17 protein-coding genes are annotated in these 18,317 nt (G+C 47.0%); 6 read left to right on the top strand and 11 right to left on the bottom strand.

What is annotated here, in order from left to right:
- Window positions 1-166: 166 nt before the first annotated feature.
- The 3 genes from fba to FTU86_RS12835 all read right to left on the bottom strand — a co-directional run bounded on the left by fba (window position 167) and on the right by FTU86_RS12835 (window position 2,937).
- Window positions 167-1,204: a class II fructose-bisphosphate aldolase gene (gene fba / locus FTU86_RS12845; protein ID WP_005178575.1), complete on the bottom strand. Its 1,038-nt coding sequence runs from the start codon at window positions 1,202-1,204 to the stop codon at window positions 167-169.
- 137 nt (window positions 1,205-1,341) lie between these two features.
- Complete coding sequence (locus FTU86_RS12840; RefSeq protein WP_005178577.1) at window positions 1,342-1,617, bottom strand: hypothetical protein; 276 nt, start codon at window positions 1,615-1,617, stop codon at window positions 1,342-1,344.
- Between the two features lie 132 nt (window positions 1,618-1,749).
- The gene (locus tag FTU86_RS12835; protein ID WP_005178578.1) at window positions 1,750-2,937 is read right to left on the bottom strand and encodes a phosphoglycerate kinase; all 1,188 of its coding nucleotides are present in this window, start codon (window positions 2,935-2,937) and stop codon (window positions 1,750-1,752) included.
- Between the two features lie 143 nt (window positions 2,938-3,080).
- Here FTU86_RS12835 and FTU86_RS12830 point away from each other — a divergent pair, with 143 nt between their 5' ends.
- The 3 genes from FTU86_RS12830 to FTU86_RS12820 all read left to right on the top strand — a co-directional run bounded on the left by FTU86_RS12830 (window position 3,081) and on the right by FTU86_RS12820 (window position 5,405).
- Window positions 3,081-3,464, top strand: coding sequence for a DUF2237 family protein (locus FTU86_RS12830; protein WP_034597805.1), 384 nt, complete (start codon window positions 3,081-3,083; stop codon window positions 3,462-3,464).
- A complete protein-coding gene (locus FTU86_RS12825) occupies window positions 3,464-4,054 on the top strand; it encodes a nucleoside triphosphate pyrophosphatase (RefSeq protein ID WP_127801439.1) in 591 nt (196 codons plus the stop codon). The genes FTU86_RS12830 and FTU86_RS12825 overlap by 1 nt, the downstream gene beginning before the upstream one ends.
- A gap of 169 nt (window positions 4,055-4,223) precedes the next feature.
- Window positions 4,224-5,405 (top strand): cupin domain-containing protein, encoded by a 1,182-nt coding sequence (locus FTU86_RS12820; RefSeq protein WP_180037033.1) that lies wholly within the window; start codon window positions 4,224-4,226, stop codon window positions 5,403-5,405.
- A 4-nt stretch (window positions 5,406-5,409) separates the two neighbouring features.
- Here FTU86_RS12820 and FTU86_RS12815 read toward each other — a convergent pair whose 3' ends face one another.
- Window positions 5,410-7,299 (bottom strand): ATP-binding protein, encoded by a 1,890-nt coding sequence (locus tag FTU86_RS12815; RefSeq protein ID WP_257219711.1) that lies wholly within the window; start codon window positions 7,297-7,299, stop codon window positions 5,410-5,412.
- Window positions 7,296-7,982, bottom strand: coding sequence for a response regulator transcription factor (locus tag FTU86_RS12810; protein ID WP_016659055.1), 687 nt, complete (start codon window positions 7,980-7,982; stop codon window positions 7,296-7,298). The genes FTU86_RS12815 and FTU86_RS12810 overlap by 4 nt, the downstream gene beginning before the upstream one ends.
- A gap of 262 nt (window positions 7,983-8,244) precedes the next feature.
- Here FTU86_RS12810 and FTU86_RS12805 point away from each other — a divergent pair, with 262 nt between their 5' ends.
- The gene (locus tag FTU86_RS12805; protein ID WP_005178590.1) at window positions 8,245-9,915 is read left to right on the top strand and encodes an FMN-binding glutamate synthase family protein; all 1,671 of its coding nucleotides are present in this window, start codon (window positions 8,245-8,247) and stop codon (window positions 9,913-9,915) included.
- A 41-nt stretch (window positions 9,916-9,956) separates the two neighbouring features.
- Here FTU86_RS12805 and FTU86_RS12800 read toward each other — a convergent pair whose 3' ends face one another.
- The 4 genes from FTU86_RS12800 to FTU86_RS12785 are packed head-to-tail and all read right to left on the bottom strand — an operon-like array spanning window position 9,957 to window position 13,702.
- The gene (locus tag FTU86_RS12800) at window positions 9,957-11,000 is read right to left on the bottom strand and encodes an alpha/beta hydrolase (RefSeq protein ID WP_005178596.1); all 1,044 of its coding nucleotides are present in this window, start codon (window positions 10,998-11,000) and stop codon (window positions 9,957-9,959) included.
- Entirely contained in the window at window positions 11,000-12,127 is a 1,128-nt protein-coding gene (locus FTU86_RS12795; RefSeq protein WP_045795453.1) for a YdcF family protein, read from the bottom strand. The genes FTU86_RS12800 and FTU86_RS12795 overlap by 1 nt, the downstream gene beginning before the upstream one ends.
- A gap of 15 nt (window positions 12,128-12,142) precedes the next feature.
- Window positions 12,143-13,180: a UDP-N-acetylmuramate dehydrogenase gene (murB, locus tag FTU86_RS12790; protein WP_168390634.1), complete on the bottom strand. Its 1,038-nt coding sequence runs from the start codon at window positions 13,178-13,180 to the stop codon at window positions 12,143-12,145.
- Between the two features lie 15 nt (window positions 13,181-13,195).
- Window positions 13,196-13,702: a low molecular weight protein-tyrosine-phosphatase gene (locus FTU86_RS12785; protein WP_180037031.1), complete on the bottom strand. Its 507-nt coding sequence runs from the start codon at window positions 13,700-13,702 to the stop codon at window positions 13,196-13,198.
- A 118-nt stretch (window positions 13,703-13,820) separates the two neighbouring features.
- On the opposite strand from FTU86_RS12785, the gene FTU86_RS12780 reads away from it, so the two are divergent.
- A complete protein-coding gene (locus FTU86_RS12780) occupies window positions 13,821-14,981 on the top strand; it encodes an iron-containing alcohol dehydrogenase (RefSeq protein ID WP_180048558.1) in 1,161 nt (386 codons plus the stop codon).
- Between the two features lie 72 nt (window positions 14,982-15,053).
- Window positions 15,054-15,491, top strand: a complete 438-nt coding sequence (locus tag FTU86_RS12775; protein ID WP_075166843.1) for a thioesterase family protein — start codon at window positions 15,054-15,056, stop codon at window positions 15,489-15,491.
- A 24-nt stretch (window positions 15,492-15,515) separates the two neighbouring features.
- On the opposite strand, the gene dnaX is transcribed toward FTU86_RS12775, so the two are convergent.
- Both dnaX and FTU86_RS12765 read right to left on the bottom strand, forming a co-directional pair.
- Window positions 15,516-17,627, bottom strand: coding sequence for a DNA polymerase III subunit gamma/tau (dnaX, locus tag FTU86_RS12770; protein ID WP_180037029.1), 2,112 nt, complete (start codon window positions 17,625-17,627; stop codon window positions 15,516-15,518).
- Window positions 17,628-17,773: 146 nt separating this feature from the next.
- Window positions 17,774-18,205, bottom strand: a complete 432-nt coding sequence (locus FTU86_RS12765) for a copper resistance protein NlpE N-terminal domain-containing protein (RefSeq protein ID WP_180037028.1) — start codon at window positions 18,203-18,205, stop codon at window positions 17,774-17,776.
- Between the last annotated feature and the right edge of the window lie 112 nt (window positions 18,206-18,317).

The raw sequence follows: 18,317 nt of genomic DNA, 5'->3' as shown, positions 1-18,317 counted from the left end.
AGTGATGGGAGAGCATGTTCAAGAGTGGATTCTAAATGTTCAGATAAAGACATAAAAAAATGAGCGTATTTACATACACTCATTTTTACTACATTTTACTAAAATTTGCTTAACTGACTGGCATTACACGCAATGTGGGCTTTTTTTATAAATACTTCACTAGGAATTATTTATAACGATCTACCATTTTCTCTAAAGAAATTGGACGGATCTTGTCGGCATTGCCCGCAGTACCAAACGCTTCGTAACGTGCAACACAAATATCTTTCATTGCATCGACCGTTTTAGCGAAGAATTTACGTGGGTCAAACTCGCTTGGTTTTTCAGCCATGAAGCGACGCATTGCACCGGTAGAGGCCAGACGCAAGTCGGTGTCGATGTTAATTTTACGCACACCGTGCTTGATCGCTTCAACCAGCTGCTCAACAGGTACACCATAAGTTTCCTTGATGTCACCGCCGTACTGGTTGATCACTGCCAGCCATTCTTGTGGCACAGAACTTGAACCGTGCATCACCAGATGCGTATTTGGCAGTGCCGCATGAATTTCTTTAATACGGTCAATCGCCAGAATATCGCCTGTAGGTGGACGGGTGAATTTGTACGCACCGTGTGAAGTACCCACTGCAATTGCCAGTGCGTCTACATTGGTGTCTGCTACGAAAGAACGTGCTTCTTCAACTGAAGTCAGCAATTGAGAGTGATCCAGTACACCTTCTGCACCGACACCATCTTCTTCGCCGGCCATACCTGTTTCAAGGCTGCCTAGACAACCGATTTCACCTTCAACAGAAACGCCACATGCGTGCGCCATTTGTACCACACGACGGGTCACATCTACGTTGTATTCATATGAGGTCGGAGTTTTACCATCTTCACCCAGTGAACCATCCATCATGACTGATGAGAAGCCAAGCTGGATAGAACGTTGACAGACGTCAGGACTGGTACCGTGATCCTGGTGCATCACCACCGGAATGTGTGGCCATTCTTCAATTGCAGCCAAAATAAGATGACGTAAGAATGGTGCGCCTGCGTACTTACGGGCACCTGCAGATGCCTGTACAATTACAGGTGAATTCGTCGCATCTGCGGCCAACATGATTGCGCGCATTTGTTCTAAGTTGTTTACGTTAAACGCTGGTACGCCGTATCCGTGTTCACCGGCGTGATCCAATAGCTGGCGCATTGAAATAAGAGCCATAATATCCTCCCAGGTAATGCTGCATATTCTACATGGGGATTTGTTTCAATTCAGCAACAAAACGTCGTATTTAAAAAAAATCCCTGCCAATGCAGGGACTTTTATACAAATTACTACAATTTGTGGAGCTTTTAGGATTATTGCGCTTCAGATGCTGGCGCTGCTGCGCTGTCTGGGGTTGCGGCATCTGCTGGTGCATTGGCCACTTCTTCAGGCACATCGGTATTGTTTTCATCAAGTACTGGCTGATCAATTGCATCAATCGCCGCTTGCTGTTCTGCAGAAATTTGCTCTGACGCTACAGCTGCTGATGCATCTGCAGTGGTCGCTGTTGCATTGTCGTCTTTTTTAGCACATGCAGTGAAAGCTAAAGATGCAGCAAGTAACGCGGCAAGAGTTAATTTTTGGTTCATCAGAATATCCTACAACCCGGTGATTTTTGATCATAATATTTCAGAAACATGACAGTTTTATGACTAAAAAATGAAGTGCATAAAAAAGGCTGACCGAGGTCAACCTTTTGTCATCTTGCAAGCGTGTGCGAATTAAGCACGTTCTAGCAATACGGCAACTGCTGGTAAGGTCTTGCCTTCTACAAACTCAAGGAAAGCACCGCCACCTGTAGAGATATAACCAATTTTGTCTGCAACTTCATATTTGTCGATGGCAGCCAAGGTGTCACCACCACCTGCAATTGAGAAGCCTTCTGATTCAGCAATCGCTAAAGACAGGGCTTTGGTGCCTTCACCGAACTGATCCACTTCGAATACGCCAACTGGGCCATTCCAGAGAATCGTTTTAGAAGTTTTCAAGATCTCAGCAAATGCTTTTGCCGTTTCTGGACCAACATCCAGAATCATGTCGTTGTCAGCCACATCTTCTACTTTTTTCACGGTTGCTTTGGCAGCCGCCAGTGAACCCAAGAAGTCATCAAAGTTGATTTCAGATGCATCTGCAACTACCACATCCGTTGGAAGTGGTACAGATACTTTGGCAGCAATGGCTTTGGCTGTGTCGATCAAATCATTTTCACAGAGTGATTTACCCACGTTGTAACCCGCAGCGGCCAGGAAAGTATTGGCAATACCACCACCCACGATCAACTGGTCGCAAATGTCAGACAGTGACGTCAGTACATCCAGCTTGGTGGATACTTTAGAACCGGCTACAATGGCCACCATTGGTTTTTCTGGGGTTTGCAGTGCACGGCCCAAGGCATCCAGTTCAGCAGCCAGTAAAGGACCTGCTGCGGCAACTTTAGCAAGACGCGCAACACCTTCAGTTGACGCTTCTGCACGGTGCGCAGTACCAAATGCATCCATTACGAATACATCACACAGCGCTGCATATTTTGCTGCCAGCTCAGGATTGTTTTTCTTTTCACCCACGTTAAAGCGGCAGTTTTCAAGTAACACCACTTGACCTGCTTCTACCTCTACACCATCCAGGTAGTCAGTCAATAATTTGACTTCCTGGCCCAGTGCTTCGGTCAGGTAAGCTGCGACAGGCGCAAGTGATTGTTCAGCTTTAGGTTCACCTTCAACAGGACGACCCAGGTGAGAATACACCATTACGGCTGCGCCTTTTTCCAAAGCCGCTTTAATTGTCGGTAAGGCAGCACGTAAACGCGCATCGCTGGTAATCACACCATTTTTCACCGGCACGTTTAAGTCTTCGCGGATCAGAACACGCTTTTGTGCCAGGTCGAGGTCAGTCATACGCTGAAAATTCATGTATAGCTCACTTTTTAGATATTAAAATCGCCAAGATTCTAAATGATTATGCAGAAAAAGGTTAGCTTCTTTTGCAGAAAAGCTAACGATTGCCAAAGTTTTGTTATGATAGGAAAAAAACAGACCTGATAATTTTTATGCCTATGTCTATACATCCAGATCCAACCCTGAACCGTTTAAATGTTTTAGGCGAGCCTTTGGCCAGCTGCTGTTTTGACCCGATTACCGGCTATTTTCGTAATGGCTTTTGCCATACGGCGCCCACGGATCTGGGCCAGCACACTGTTTGTGCACAAATGACCTCGGAATTTCTGAACTTTTCCCAGAAAATTGGCAATGACCTGATCACACCGTTGCCTGAAGTCGAATTTCCGGGCTTAAAACCGGGTGATTTCTGGTGTATTTGTGTGACCCGCTGGGTTGAAGCCTATCAGGCCGGTAAAGCACCACCCGTAAAAATTCAGGCCTGCCATCAGGCGGTACTGTCTTACGTTCCCTTAGATATTTTGATGGAATATGCTGTCTAATGAAGCGTCCGATTATTCTGGCGTCCAGCAGCCAGACCCGTAAAGAGCTGATGGACCGTTTAAAGCTCGACTATCAGTGTATTACGCCCGACATTGATGAATCACCGCAAGGTGAAAGCCATGCCGATGATCTGGCCAAACGGCTGGCTTTTGAAAAAGCCCAGAGTATTGCCGAGCAATATCCTAAAGCCATTGTGATAGGTTCCGATCAGGTGGCGTGGCGTGAAGGTGCGCCCGATATTTTTATTGGTAAACCGTTAAGCCCGGAAAAAGCCATTCGCCAGCTGCAGGCCAACTCGGACAAAATTGTCTACTTTAGTACTGCGCTGAGCGTACAGCAAAAATCCAGCGGTTTTGAACAGACCCTGGTTGAACACTACAAAGTCAAATTCCGTAAACTGAGTCTGGATGAAATCGAGCGCTATGTGGCACTGGAACAGCCGCTGCATTGTGCCGGCAGTTTTAAATGCGAAAGTCTGGGGATTAGCCTGTTTGAACAGATGATTGGCCAGGACCAGACCACCTTGATGGGCATGCCGATGATTCAGCTGTGCCAGATTCTCCGCCAGCTTAATCTGCAGATTCCCTAAACACGGTAATGCAATACCCAAAATGATCAGGTGCCTGTCCTGATCATTTTTTTCGCCATCTTTTCCCTTCTGCCACTTTTCTAAATTTCCTTAAGATGAAGTTCATCACTTGCACCACCGCACAACTCAAGGGACAATAACAGCTAAATTTATGTTGTAGTTATTTGACATGTCTCAACCTTTAGACGTTTTAGGCGGAATCACCGCTGAACAATTCCTTGCCGAATATTGGCAAAAAAAACCGCTGCTGGTGCGTAATGCTCTGCCTGAAATTGCCAATATTCTTGAGCCGAGTGATGTCATGGAGCTGGCACTGGACGAAAATATCAGCGCCCGCTTAATCAAGCAGAAAGATCGTGATCCGAACCAGTGGTCCGTAAAATCTTCACCGCTATTAAAAGCCGATTTCCAGAAAATGCCAAAGCTGTGGACGCTGCTGCTCCAAGCGGTAGATCACTACTCTTTTGATCTGGCGGAACTGTGGAAAAAATTCCCGTTTATTCCGCAGTGGCGCCGTGATGACATTATGGTGTCATATGCGCCAAAAGGCGGTTCGGTCGGCAAACACTTCGACTTCTATGATGTATTTCTGGTGCAAGGCTATGGTCATCGCCGCTGGCAACTGGGCCAGATGTGTGATGCCGAAACCGAATTTGTTCCAGGTCAGCCGCTGAAATTACTGCCAGAGATGGATGTCAATTTTGATGAAGTGCTGGCACCGGGTGACCTGCTTTACGTGCCACCAGGTTTATCGCACTATGGCGTGGCCGAAGATGACTGTCTGACCTTCTCTTTCGGTTTCCGTATGCCAAACATCAGCGACATGATGGATCGCGTCAGTGACAAGTTTTCTGACAACCAGTTGCTAAAAAATCCGTTGCAAGATCTGATCCGCGACCAGATCAGCCCGATTGGACAAATTACCCAGCCGGAACTGGAATATTTAAAAGCCGAATTGCTGGCACAACTGCACAACTCGACCGTGCTGGAAGATGCCATCATGAGCCTGATGTCAGAGCCAAAATATCCGGACAATATTCCAGAAGCAGAAGAAATTGGTACTGGCGATCTGGAAGATGCGCTAGATCAGGGCTATCAACTGATTTTAGAACCGGCTTCACGCCTGCTCTATACTGAAGAAGATGGTGAGTTGCTGTTCTGGGCCAATGGTGAAGGTTTGTATATTTCGGATGAGTTTGCGTCGCTACTCAAGCAGATTGCTGATGGTGAACTCGTCGAGCTGAATGAAGACCTGTACCATGAAGACATTCTGGAAGATGTGGCTCAGTTACTCAATGATTCTGTACTGATGCTGCTACCAGCTGAAGATACAGAAGATGAGGCCGAATAAGGGCTTAATCCTGAGGTGATACCACTAAAATCGCCTTGATTAAGGTATAACCGGGTGTAGAGTTCACCTTTAACTCTGCACCTATCCGCGCCAGACGCAGCTTCATACTGCGTACGCCAATACTCATCCCATGATCGAGCACTCCATGGGTATCAAAACCAATTCCATCATCCTGAATACTTAAACATAAAGTCTGTTCATCGGGAAAATCCAGCGTCACTTGCACATGCTTGGCCTGACTGTGCTTCACCACATTGGTCAGACTTTCTTCCAGCACCCGCATCAGGTTCAGACATTGCAGCGGTGTCGGTTGCACTACCCATTCACTGGCAATGTTCCAGGTGGCCCGCATCTCAACTTCATCCATGAGCTGGCTAAAACGATGACGCACCGGCGCAATCCATAACACCGGCGTTTCCGGCACTTTGGCGCCAATTGAGGAGCCACTGTCAATAATTTGCCGCAAATCATCACGCAGTAATTTCAAAATCGACAGAAACTGGCGGTTACTCATGGGCTGCTCGCTCTGATCAACCATAATCATTGAACGCACCAGCGAAGCACCCAGGCCATCATGCAAATCATGAGAGAGATGAATCCGCTCCTGCAAGCGCACATTTTCCAGTTCCAGATAATGCTTTTCCGACATGCTCTGTTTTAAGTCTTCACGAACCTCAAACACCCGGTATTCCAGTTGCTGGTTAAACTGCTCAATTTTCTGCATGCTTTTGGTGGTGCGAATCCCGAGAATTAATGCAATAAACAGCGTCACCACCGGCGAGGTATACGGCGATAAGGGCTTTAAATCGGTATCAAACGGTGCAGCCAAAAGTGCAATATCTAAAGCGGCAAAAATAATAATCAGGCTTAAACAGATCACCAGCAGGATATTTTCTACACGTGGTACGCGGAAGGTTAAACGCAGCAGGTACAGGAAAACCCCGAAAAATAACAGGCTATAGCCTAAAAATACCAGCCCGAAAACGGTTTGTGCATAATCGAGTGGCGTTACGAAAATGCCCATAATCACCGCCACCGAACAGATAAAAGCGGTTTCTTCCAGTATCGGAAATTTTTTATCAACAAAACGTAGCAAATAGACAATGAACGACAGAATATACAGTACAAAAAAGGCAATATTGGCCTGTGCCGCCATCACGGTATTCGGGAAGGGATAAGTTTCTGTACTAATAATATTGGAGACGAATAACAGCCACAGCAAACAGCTTAAGGCAAACCAGCCATAACTAACTTCTTTACGCCGAAACAGCCAGATTACCAGACACAACACACCCAAGGTCGCCGATAAAATTGCATTAATCACAAATAAGGTACGACGATCCCAGATCTGTTGCTGATATTCCGTATAACTGTTATAGACATTATGTAAGGAAACATCACCAAGACCGGCAGATTGAAAGGCATAGCCCCGCACATAAACTAAAATTTCATTCTGGTCGGGACGCAGGCCGCTAATCGGTAAAATCCAGTAGCGTGGCATATTCCAGCTTTTGGAGAGTGGTTCTTCCAGATGCCGGTTTGACCAGATTAAATCGCGGTTTAAAAACACCGCACCCGCACTGTTTAAATAATTAATAGAAAATACAATCGACTGATCCAGCACGGCCGGTTCCTGACAGGACCAGTTCCAGACAATTTTGTACCACACCCCACCGTTATAATCCGGCCAGCGTTCACTCCAGCGATCAGGCAACGTCACAGGTTGCCATCCTGTATGTGGATGGCTATGAATATCCGGTGTCTGTACGGTGCTGACCGACTGAATATTAACCTGACAATACGGGTCTATGGCATAGCTTTGCTCTGCATACGCACTCGATAGACAAAGATAAAGACAACAGCCGCACCAAAACTGGAGCAATCTGTAGATCATAAAATGCCTAATGAGCGCGCTGTACTGACTGCCTTGGTACGTTTACTCACCGAGAGCTTGCGATAAATATGCTTGATATGACTTTCCACGGTATACCGCGACACAAACAGCTGCTCGGCAATTTCCCGATTACTCAGGCCCTGCGCGACCAGATTTAGAATTTCATGTTCACGGTTGGTCAGCTGTTCAATATCTTCATCGGGCTGTTTAAACGGCTTGGCAATTTCCTGCGGCTTCTGTACTGAAATCTGTGACAGTATTTCCCGGGCAATAAAGGGATCAATCGGTGCGCCGCCTCTTAAAATACTGCGGATGGCCATGATCACTTCAGTATCATCGCGTTCTTTTAATACATAACCGGTGGCGCCCGCCTGAATAGCCGAAAACAGACTGTTTTGTGTACTCCAGGCCGAAATCACCAGAATCAGTACACTGCTGTCTTTGGCCCGAAGCTGTTCAATCAGTTCAATCCCATTGCCATCTGGCAACCCCAAATCGACCAGCGCCAAAGACACCGGTTGTTCTTCAATTTTCTGTAATGCTGCTTTTAAATGGCTAACAAAAATCAGCATGTCATTGCTGTAGCCCATTTCAAGGAGGATATGTCTGAGGCGTGACTGAATCATGGGTTCATCTTCCACAATCAGCACAGGGGCCGGTAATATTGATTCTGTAATGTCCACTGTCTTCCCCGATCTTTTAACTTTCAATATAGCGATATTATTAAACGGTTCTCTATCCCTAGAATTAAGGAATTTCAGAGTGTTAGCACTGTTATTTTTATGATTTCAGCATAGCAGCTATTTTTTAATTTTTATAGATTTTATTGCTCATTTTTAAGCTGTGCTAAAGCCCTTGCCAAATTTCACAAATCATTACTTGTATGCCCTATTCAGAATCTGCACAGTAATACTAGATTGAATTCGCAATGGAAAAATCATAACAATGCCAAGTCCAGCCCAAGCCATTCGCCATAAACTTTTAAATACTTTTTTCTCCCGTCACTCGGTCTGGTTTGCCTGTATTTTAATTGCGCTGGGCATTACATGGCTTAGGCTATTTTATGAGCCACATTATATTTATTATTTTCTGTCCGATGGCGTAATTAACTCGCTCTGGCTGATCACCACGCTGCTGAGTCTGGTCGGTCTGTATGATGTCATTCAGACCAAGCATTCCATTCTGAAAAACTACCCGATTATGGGGCATTTCCGGTTTATTTTTGAAGATTTCCGCCCCGAAATTCGCCAGTATTTTATTGAGGCCGATCAGGATGCCCAGCCTTTTTCCCGCATGCAGCGCAGTCTGGTCTATCAACGTGCCAAAAATGAAAATGCCGATAAACCTTTTGGTTCGATTTTGGATGTGTACGAAGCCGACTACCGTTTTATTGTGCATTCCTTGCGCCCCTGCCCACCGGCTGATCCGAAAACCTTTCGGATTCATATTGGCAATGAACAATGCAGCCAGCCTTATAGCGCGTCAATTTTAAATATTTCTGCCATGAGTTTTGGCAGCCTGAGTGCCAATGCCATCCGTGCCTTAAATAAAGGTGCCAAACTCGGTGGCTTTTATCATGACACCGGTGAAGGCAGCCTTAGCCCGTATCATCTGGAATATGGTGGCGATATTGTCTGGCAAATTGCCAGTGGCTACTTTGGTTGCCGCACCGCAGAAGGTTTATTTGATCCGGAAAAATTTGCCCGTCAGGCCGGTAATCCGAATATCAAGATGATTGAGCTCAAACTCTCTCAAGGTGCCAAACCGGGTCATGGCGGTATTTTGCCAAAACATAAAATTTCAGAAGAAATCTCGCAGATTCGTGGCGTGCCGCGTGACCGCGATTGTGTATCGCCCTCGCGCCATCCAAGCTTTAGCACCCCAATTGAAATGCTGCAGTTTTTACAGCAGTTACGCGATTTATCGGGCGGTAAACCGGTGGGTTTTAAACTATGTATTGGTCAGCCCTGGCAATTTATGAGTATCGTCAAAGCCATGCTGGTGACCAAAATTGTGCCTGACTTTATTGTGGTGGATGGCTCGGAAGGCGGTACCGGTGCCTCCCCGATTGAGTTTAGTGACTATATTGGTACGCCGCTGCGTGAAGGCTTACTATTTGTGCATAACACTTTGGTTGGCGCCGGCCTGCGCAGTAAAATCAAGCTCGGGGCCAGCGGTAAAATTATCAGTGCCTTTGATATTGCCAGTACCTTTGCCTTAGGCGCAGACTGGGTCAATTCAGCCCGTGGTTTTATGTTTGCCGTTGGCTGTATTCAGGCGCAAAGCTGTCATACCAACCAATGTCCGGTCGGTGTCGCCACACAAGATAAAGACCGTCAAAAAGCGCTACATGTACCCTCCAAAGCAGAACGGGTCTATAATTTCCATAAAAATACCATGCATGCCCTGTCGGAAATGATTGCGGCAGCCGGTTTAAAACACCCGGCCGACATTCGTGCCCATCATCTGGCGCAGCGAATTAACGACCGGGAAATTAAAAACTATGCCCAGCTGCATTTCTGGCTCAAAGAAGGCGAATTACTGAGCTGTGAAAATAAAGATGAAGAAAACTTTTATTTTCGCATGTGGAATTTGGCCAAAGCGGAAGAATTTTAAAAAAGAGGCACCCGCCTCTTTTTTATGAAATGGAGGAAAGCTTAATAATAAGTCTTGGAATTCGAAGCATGCAAAAAGGCTGGAATCAAACCGGTTAAGGCCGCACGAATATCCGGGCGCTCATTAATCAGTTGATGTGACCCTTCTTCCAGCATCAGCAAGGTTTGCAGGCGGAATTTACGCCGGATAAACTCGATGTTATAACGCCAGTCCACAGTCTGATCCTGCGCGCCCTGGGCCAGCCACACCGGAATTCGACACGCTGGCCGCTGTTCCATTTCCAGCATCCATTTGGACATGGCCAGAATCCAGTCCATGCCCATCATGCGTGGTTGTAACGGATCTTTTAAGCGCACAAACCGTAAAAATTCCGGGTTATGGTTATTGCGTCTAAAATGGCGCGGCACTTCGCGTTTAATCCGGCGGATAATTCCGAGGCCCACCGAATTATGCCACCAGGCACTTTTGGCCGGACGGATGAGAGGTGATAATAACAACACCCGCTCGACAAACGGATTTTCCCGGCGCTCAGCAAATTCCAGTAAATGATGCATCCAGATCGCACCACCAGTACTTTGCCCTACCCCTAGCCAAGGCTTAGGCAATTGATCGGCATTGCGCACATATTGGTAAATGGCATGTAATACCTGCTGGTAATGATCAAAATTCTGGATACTGGCCGGTGAGCCATTACTTAAACCATGGCCGGGCAAATCATAAGTCAAGACACTAAAGCCCTGCTCCAGAATTTCTTTGACAATCGGCTGATAAATGCCGCTGTGCTCCAGATAGCCATGCAGTAAAAACACCGTACCTTTGCTTTTTTCCAGCTTGCCCGCTTCAAGTTTAGGCTGAAACACCTGCACATGCAGTTTAAACAGCGGCATTTGCACATAACCCTGCCAATGCTCGCACTCTAAGCTGTCAAAACCGTAAAGCTGGCGATAGGCCTGAATATCCACCGTGGGCGCATAAGGCCGGTTCAGGTTTAAAGGCTCCAGCACCTGCGGCGTGGTATCGCGGCTAGGAACCGGTAAATCCAGCTGTTTCAGCACACTCGGATTTAAAAACGGGATATTCGGCATTATGGCACCTCCCGGCAGTCGCTCGAACCAAACAGCATATCGCGGATGGTGGCCAGCATTTCATAATTGGCACGGCGGCTATGATCATAGTTCTGCTCACTAGGCTGCCATTGGGTTAACTCGGTTGGAATTGGCGCGACCACCGGCACGGTTTCAATGCCGTTTAAGGCAAACAAACGGCGTGTGCGCGGCATGTGATATTGATCGGTGATTAAAATCACCGTTGGTGCGCCGCCTTTTTTCTGTAGCAGCAAGGAACTAAAACGCGAGTTTTCACAGGTATTCATGCTGCGATCTTCCAGCAAGTTGGCTTCAACCCCGCGTTCTGCCAGCCATTTCTGCATATAAGGTGCTTCAACACCGCTCAGCACAATGGGTAATTTATACTGTTTTTCAATTTCTAAGGTTTTTTCTAAACGTAGTCGTGTGTAGTTATTCACAATAATATCTTTTTGATTTTCATGTAAGGTCAGACCGCCACCCAGAACCACAATTGCATACGGCTGGGAAGTTATTTGCGGCTTCTGGCTATTTTGTTGTTGAATCAGTGCGATATCCTGAAAAATTTCTTCATCAACCGGTACGGTTTCAACCGCTGCCACTTCATGGGTTCTTAAAAATTTCAGATACTGTTCCATTAGGGCCTGATTTTCAGAGCTGTCTAAATCCAATAAATCCTGTAACTGCTGTGAAGGCTGTGCAAGTTGCGCCTCAGATGCGGAAACATCGGCCAGCAATGGAATTTGCGGTGTGCTGTCCTGCTCTTGTTCCTGCTGACTGCGCTGCTCATCCTGAATTAAAGCCTGCAAGGCTTTATAGCGTGCCTGAATGGTGGTGAGATTCTGTGAATTTTTGGCCTGAATCTCTTCTTCCATCACTTTTAAATAAGCTTGCCGGGCAATCCACAAATTCGAGCCAGGTTCCAGATTTTCCTGATCGGTCAGTGCCCCCATCTGCTGGCTTTGTGCAGCCACTTCATTGACCTCCACCGGCACAATGGTATTCAGCACTTTAATCACAAACTTGGAATAAAACGGCGAATAGATAAAAACCACCAGACAGCCCATCAGCACAAATAGCACAGCCGCCATTTGTACGATACGCACCATCCAGTGAGTTCTATTCATAAATGCCTAACCTGATTAAAAGGTATTGTGGGGAATAATCAGCCCGGCGTCATTAAACAGCACCGGTTCTGGTTCTAAGTGTATCCCAAATTTTTGGTACACGTCCTGCTGTACTGCCTGATATGTTGCCTGAACATCGGCCAGGGTCGCATTGGCATAATTGACAAGCACCAGCGCCTGCTTGTGAAACATACCAACCATGCCCAGCTGTTTCCCTTTCCAGCCGGCCTGATCAATAAGCCAGCCAGCCGCAATTTTGACCTGGCCTTCGGGCTGCGGATAATGCGGCATGTTCGGGAATTGAGTCGCCAGCTGTTCATAGACCGCGGCAGTCACCACCGGATTTTTAAAGAAACTGCCAACATTTGGAAATTGCTGCGGATCTGGCAGTTTACTTTGACGGATCTGGATCACCTGGCGTTGCAGGTTTTCCGCGGTTTGCTCATCACCCACCGCGGTTTTTAAATCGCCATAATTCAGTTTCAAGTCCGGCTGTTTCCGCAGCTTGAACGTGACATGGGTGATGATATAGCGGTTTGGATTTTCTTTGAAAATACTGTGACGATAGGCAAAATGGCAGTCACTGGCCAGAATCGAATTAAACTGACCGTTATAGCGGTCATAAACCTGTACCGATTCAATAAATTCACCGACCTCAACCCCATAGGCACCAATATTCTGTACCGGCGATGCACCGACCAGACCGGGAATTAAGGCCAGATTTTGCAGGCCAAATAACTGCTGCGTGGTGGTCCAGAGCACAAAATCATGCCAGACCTGACCCGCACCGACGCGAATGGTACTGAAGTCATTATCTTCATTCAGGAATTCAATGCCCTGAATATCCATATGTAACACCAGCGCCTGAATCTGCTCTGGCAGCAGCATATTACTGCCGCCCGATAAAATCAGCACATTCAGCTGCTGCAACTTGGCATAATTTAAGGCCGCAATTAAATCATCGGTGGAATGTACCTTAATATAATGAGACGCATTTGCAGCCAGATTTAAGGTATTAAAAGGCTTAAGCTGGACCTGATGTTGAATGTTCATATTCTTAAACCTGATTTAAGCCAATTCTGTTTTTAAAATATTGATCCAAGCCTGTGCACTGGATTCACACTGATCCAGCACGCGTTCAAAGCCATCGGCTTCGCCATAATAAGGATCAGGCACTTCATGACGTGGATATTGTGGATCATGTTCGCTCATTAGCGCCACTTTGGCACGTAGCAACTCTGTGCCATATTCTTCGGCTGCATGACGTTTTAGATGCTGAATATTTTGCAGGTTTTCCTGATCCATCGCCAGAATCAGATCAAAATCCAGAAAATCGCGCGTGGTTAACTGACGGGCACGCAAGGCAGATAAATCATAGCCACGCTGCAAGGCATGTTGCTGGCTGCGCGCATCGGGTGCTTTGCCCGGATGATAATTACTGGTGCCGGCAGAATCGACCCAGATATTCAGTTGCTGTGCATCACAATAATGTCTGAACACCACTTCCGCGGTAGGTGAACGGCAGATATTGCCCAAACAGACACATAACACCTTGTATGGCGTTCTGGATGACATAACAACCTCAAAACTGCTTTCTTTTAAAGTGTCTTATGTTAAGTTATTTGCAGGATGAATCCTATATTGTCACTATAGATAAATGTTGATTTAAGTATAAAAATTAAGGATAAAGCGTATGAGCCCATTTCAATTCCAGACTGTGCCCAACATTATTGCCGGACTGGGCAGCATCCAACAGCTCAAAGCCCTCCTGACTGAACAGAACAATCAACGTGTGCTGCTGGTGACCGATCCGGGGATGGTGCAATTACAATTGCATGCGCCTGTTTTGGAAATTCTCGAAGCTGCAGGATGTAATTACTGCATTTATTCTAGCGTACAGGCCGATCCACCGGAACATATTGTGCTGGAAGCCGCCGAATTCGCCCGGCAAAACCAGATAGATACAGTCATTGGTTTTGGGGGCGGCAGCTCGCTGGATGTGGCTAAAATTATTGTCCTGCTGGCCCATCCTGAACAGAAACAGCAATTGCATGAGATGTATGGCATCAATCAGGCGCAAAAACCGCGTTTGCCTCTTATTCTAATTCCAACCACGGCCGGTACCGGCTCGGAAGTGACGCCTATTTCCATTGTCACCACCGGCGAAACCACCAAAACCGGCATTGTGTCTGCTGCCCTATATGCCGATGTCACCATTTTAGATGCCAACTTTACCCAAAACCTGCCGGCGCACATTACGGCCGCCACCGGTATTGATGCAATGGTACATGCCATTGAAGCCTATACCTCCAAACACAAAAAGAACTTTTATGCCGATATGCTGGCGATTCAGGCACTTAAACTGCTGAACCAGAATCTGCATCTGGTGCTAAAAGATGGTAACAACATGGAAGCCCGTCAGAATATGCTGGTCGGCTCGATGCTGGCCGGACAGGCCTTTGCCAATGCACCGGTGGCAGCAGTCCATGCACTGGCCTATCCGCTGGGTGGACATTTTCATCTGTCGCATGGACACAGCAATGTGCTGGTCTTAACCGAAGTGCTGAAATTTAATGCACCAGCCGCCAAGCAGCAGTATGCCGAACTGATGACCCTGCTCGACCCATCCAGCAAAGGCTGTGTAGATGGCTTGTGTGATCTGTTTATTGACCACATGCAAAACTATCTGGACCGCAGTGGCCTGACCTTGAAACTGAATGCCCTGAATGTGCCTGACAACATGCTGGAACAGCTGGCCGAGGATGCCATGTTACAAACCCGCCTGCTGCAAAATAATCCACGCGACATGGAAAAACAGGATGCGCTGGCCATCTATCAGGCGATTTATCAATAAGGCTGAAGCTATTTAAAGTTGTGGTAAATCAAAAATATAAATTTTCGATCTATTCAGGGATGACGTCTTTTTATGAAACCGGTAGCCAAAACCCGCGATCAATATACCTTCTTTTTACCGATTCAAACCCGCTGGTCAGACAACGACATGTATGGTCATGTCAATAATGTCATGTATTACAGCTACTTCGATACCGCTGCCAATGCGCTGCTGATTGAGAAAGCCGGACTGAATATTCATCAGGCCGAGATTATGGGGCTGGTGGTAGACTCTGGCTGCAGCTTTTTAGCCGAGCTGAGTTATCCAGAAGTGATTGAGGTCGGTGTGGCGATTGCAGCGCTGGGCAACAGCTCGCTGAAATATGATCTGGCAATTTTCAAGCAGCATCAACAGCAGGCTTCAGCTCAAGGACATATGGTGCATGTTTTTGTCGATGCGCAGCAACGTAAAAGCACCCCGATTCCAAGCGAAATGCGGAATGCCCTGTTGCCTTATCTGCGTTCTCAATAAACGGTTGAAATGGTCTGACGGTGGTTATTTCAACTGGATATTCTGCAATTCGCCATCAAAACTTTCGAGCAGCGATTTAACCTGCGGCTCCTGATGCAGCAGCTCACTGGCGCGTTGATAAGCACGTACTTTACGTTCCTGCTGCAAGCTATACGGTGTCACCTCTGTGACCTGTCCATACTGCACTTTCAGGAAGCTGTTCGGCCACTGCTGTTTCAGCGCTGCTTCTAAATGCTGTAACTGCGAATTTAACAATTGCTGATACTGCTCCGGAATATGGAAAACCGACTCAGCTTCAATCTGGCCGGTCATCAGGCCGTGTTGGGCCAGTTCCTGAACCGCCGGTGATAAATCACTATTACGGAACCAGTATTCCCATTTTTCCACACTCCATTCGCCCTCTAAGGACTGCACCGGCAGTTGCAGAATATCTTGCGGCATCAGGCGCTGATCAGCACGTGGAATAGCGGTATTGTCTACAGCAGCAACGACAGGCTGATTGGTGGATGGCATCGGCGCTGGCTCCGCAAATAAACTGTCTTGCGGACTGGAGTCCTGCGGATGCGTCAGCTCAGGCTGTGCGACAGACGAAACCGGTGCTGCAAGTTCAGCAGGCTGTTGAGTTGGCTGCGCAACGGCCGTTTCCGGTAAAGGTGCAATTTCATCAAACAGGAAATCATCACTGCTGGCCTCCTCCTGCGTTGCCGGCTGATCAGCGCGATCATCTTCATCTAAATCAAACAGCACTTCATCTGCCACCGGATCAAAAATCATCTGCGCAGATGCCGCTTCTGCCGGTGTAGTCACCGGATGGTCTGGTTCGGATGGAGATGCAACTTCAGCAACCTCTAACGCTTCATCCTGCAGAAAATCATCTGATGATGGTTCAGCAACGGGTGGGTTTATAGCAGCAGTTTCAGCTTCTAATTCATCCTCAGCTGAAACAACGGGATGCACCGGTTCAGGCTGCGCGGTAGCTGACTCAGCGGCCGGTGCTGCAGCAACTGCGTTGCTTTGTGCGCTGACCTGCGTCAAGGGCACTTCATTTGGCTGTAAGGGACGGAAAGCCAGCAGACGCAGCACGCACATCTCAAAGCCCTGCTCCTGGGTAACCGCCAGCTGTAAATCTGCGCGACCTTTGCTGGCAATCTGGTAATACAGCTGTAAATCCTGAGCCGAAATGCGCTGCGACAGCTGGGTAATTTTCTGGTTAATTTCGGCGCTATATTTCAGGCTTAAATCTGGCAGATATTGCAATAAGGCCAGTTCATGCAAGGTCGAAATCAGCTGATCCAGCACCAGTGATACATCCAGCGCCTGCTGACGGAACTGCATTAACAGTGCGCTCACGCGCGCAGTCTGGTTCTGATGAATCGCTAGAATCAGGTCATAAATAATGGTGCGGTCAATCAGCCCCAGCATGTCTTTGACATCCTGATGATGAATTTCACCCTGACCATAGGCAATGGCCTGATCGGTTAAGGACAAGGCATCCCGTAATGAACCTTGTGCCGATTCAGCAATTTGCCAGATTGCATCCTGCTCGGCCTGAATCTGCTCTTTGCTGAGAATTGAAGATAGGTGCTCGGTAATTTCATCTACTGCCAAAGGACGCAAGGTAAATTGCAGGCAGCGTGAAATGACCGTAATCGGAAGCTTCTGCGGATCGGTGGTGGCAAACAGGAATTTAACATGCTCTGGCGGTTCTTCCAGCGTTTTTAGCAAGGCATTGAAAGAGTGCGTCGAGAGCATATGCACTTCGTCAATCAGGTAGACTTTAAAGCGGCCTTGTGTCGGTGCATACGGTACGTTATCGAGCAGTTCGCGGGTATCTTCCACTTTGGTACGTGATGCCGCATCAATCTCGATTAAATCAATAAAACGGCCTTCATTGACCGCTTTACAGGTCGGACAAACTTCACACGGTGTGGAGGTCACCCCTGTTTCACAGTTCAGGCATTTGGCCAAAATACGCGCAATGGTGGTTTTCCCGACCCCACGAGTCCCGGTAAACAGATAGGCATGGTGTAAACGGCCACGCTCTAAGGCACTGGTCAGTGCACGAGAAACATGATTTTGCCCCACCAGCTCATTAAAATTACGTGGACGATATTTACGCGCAAGTACCTGATACATGTATGCTCCTTTTTACAGGTCTAAGCATACTGTTTTTTTAGTAAATAGTGAAATAAATGACGGGCGCTTCCAAAGAAAAATCCCTTGTTCGCGCCAGCAAAAAAGGGATTAAAAATCAGTATATTTAGCAAATGATTAGCCAGTATTTAAACAGACTTGGCCAGAATAAAATCACTTTGCATTTGATAGCGTTTGCCTGTTTGATCTACACGAATCTCGAGCAATTGTTTCTCAAGATCGACATATAACAAATTTCGGGTGTTGACTTGCAGCAGTTCAAGCTGCTGACGCGATGCATCTGCAAAGCGAATCCGCCCTTGAATCACTTCCGGTGCATTGTGCCGGCTCATACTTTCACGCACCAAGGTATAGGTTTCATCCTGATGAAGTTCTAAAGATACTGCCATTCCCGGACAATCATCACAGCGCGATAAACAGCCCGTACAAGGCGTGGTGCCTTTGAACTCACCAACCCACGCAGGAATTGCGCTCTTAGATTCCACCACGGTTTGGGATTGAGTTGAGTTTTGATCCTGACATCCGAGTAAAACTGAACTGGCCACCCACTGCTGTCCCATAGTTTGCTTTAAATAAAAAAACCTGAGTCCTAACAGTTAAAATATGAGTGCAAACAAACACTTTAACGACCAGGATTCAGGTTTTGTCACATCAGAATACCGTATTTCATGA

This window comes from Acinetobacter sp. YH12155, from assembly GCF_013418255.1.
GTDB classification, from domain to species: domain Bacteria; phylum Pseudomonadota; class Gammaproteobacteria; order Pseudomonadales; family Moraxellaceae; genus Acinetobacter; species Acinetobacter indicus.
Note: the sequence above shows the minus strand (reverse complement) of the source record. Positions and strands in the feature narration are given on the sequence as shown.

Excerpts from the sequence above, each read along its gene's own strand:
- fba (WP_005178575.1), bottom strand. The coding sequence starts at position 1,204 with ATGGCTCTTATTTCAATGCGCCAGCTATTGGATCACGCCGGTGAACAC.
- FTU86_RS12840 (WP_005178577.1), bottom strand. The coding sequence starts at position 1,617 with ATGAACCAAAAATTAACTCTTGCCGCGTTACTTGCTGCATCTTTAGCT.
- FTU86_RS12835 (WP_005178578.1), bottom strand. The coding sequence starts at position 2,937 with ATGAATTTTCAGCGTATGACTGACCTCGACCTGGCACAAAAGCGTGTT.
- FTU86_RS12830 (WP_034597805.1), top strand. The coding sequence starts at position 3,081 with ATGTCTATACATCCAGATCCAACCCTGAACCGTTTAAATGTTTTAGGC.
- FTU86_RS12825 (WP_127801439.1), top strand. The coding sequence starts at position 3,464 with ATGAAGCGTCCGATTATTCTGGCGTCCAGCAGCCAGACCCGTAAAGAG.
- FTU86_RS12820 (WP_180037033.1), top strand. The coding sequence starts at position 4,224 with ATGTCTCAACCTTTAGACGTTTTAGGCGGAATCACCGCTGAACAATTC.
- FTU86_RS12815 (WP_257219711.1), bottom strand. The coding sequence starts at position 7,299 with ATGATCTACAGATTGCTCCAGTTTTGGTGCGGCTGTTGTCTTTATCTT.
- FTU86_RS12805 (WP_005178590.1), top strand. The coding sequence starts at position 8,245 with ATGCCAAGTCCAGCCCAAGCCATTCGCCATAAACTTTTAAATACTTTT.
- FTU86_RS12800 (WP_005178596.1), bottom strand. The coding sequence starts at position 11,000 with ATGCCGAATATCCCGTTTTTAAATCCGAGTGTGCTGAAACAGCTGGAT.
- FTU86_RS12795 (WP_045795453.1), bottom strand. The coding sequence starts at position 12,127 with ATGAATAGAACTCACTGGATGGTGCGTATCGTACAAATGGCGGCTGTG.
- murB (WP_168390634.1), bottom strand. The coding sequence starts at position 13,180 with ATGAACATTCAACATCAGGTCCAGCTTAAGCCTTTTAATACCTTAAAT.
- FTU86_RS12785 (WP_180037031.1), bottom strand. The coding sequence starts at position 13,702 with ATGTCATCCAGAACGCCATACAAGGTGTTATGTGTCTGTTTGGGCAAT.
- FTU86_RS12780 (WP_180048558.1), top strand. The coding sequence starts at position 13,821 with ATGAGCCCATTTCAATTCCAGACTGTGCCCAACATTATTGCCGGACTG.
- FTU86_RS12775 (WP_075166843.1), top strand. The coding sequence starts at position 15,054 with ATGAAACCGGTAGCCAAAACCCGCGATCAATATACCTTCTTTTTACCG.
- dnaX (WP_180037029.1), bottom strand. The coding sequence starts at position 17,627 with ATGTATCAGGTACTTGCGCGTAAATATCGTCCACGTAATTTTAATGAG.
- FTU86_RS12765 (WP_180037028.1), bottom strand. The coding sequence starts at position 18,205 with ATGGGACAGCAGTGGGTGGCCAGTTCAGTTTTACTCGGATGTCAGGAT.